Origin of the sequence: Rhodoferax sp. UBA5149 (assembly GCF_002413825.1) — a bacterium.
Classification (GTDB): domain Bacteria; phylum Pseudomonadota; class Gammaproteobacteria; order Burkholderiales; family Burkholderiaceae_C; genus Rhodoferax.
Genome location: NZ_DHXT01000095.1, coordinates 2872 through 3212, shown reverse-complemented (window position 1 = coordinate 3212; position 341 = coordinate 2872). Strand labels below are relative to the sequence as shown.

Here is a 341-nt window from a genome sequence, read left to right as displayed (position 1 = left end):
GTTTCGCCCAGACCGACCATCAGGCCGCTCTTGGTCGGCACGTTGGGGAACAGGGCCTTGAACTTCTTGAGCAGGTTCAGACTGAACTGGTAGTCGCTGCCGGGCCGCGCTTCTTTGTACAGGCGCGGTGCCGTTTCCAGATTGTGGTTCATCACGTCGGGCGGCGCGGCTTTGAGGATTTCCAGCGCGCGGTCGTCGCGGCCGCGGAAGTCCGGCACCAGTACCTCAATCTGGGTGGTGGGCGAGAGTTCGCGGATGCGCGTAATGCAATCGACAAAATGCTGGGCGCCGCCGTCGCGCAAGTCATCGCGGTCGACGCTGGTGATCACCACGTATTTGAG

At 62.2% G+C, this 341-nt stretch carries 1 protein-coding gene; it reads right to left on the bottom strand.

Annotated elements, in window-relative coordinates:
- Positions 1-341: radical SAM protein (locus tag B3V69_RS08135; protein ID WP_349679205.1), on the bottom strand; the 341-nt coding region annotated here is incomplete at both ends.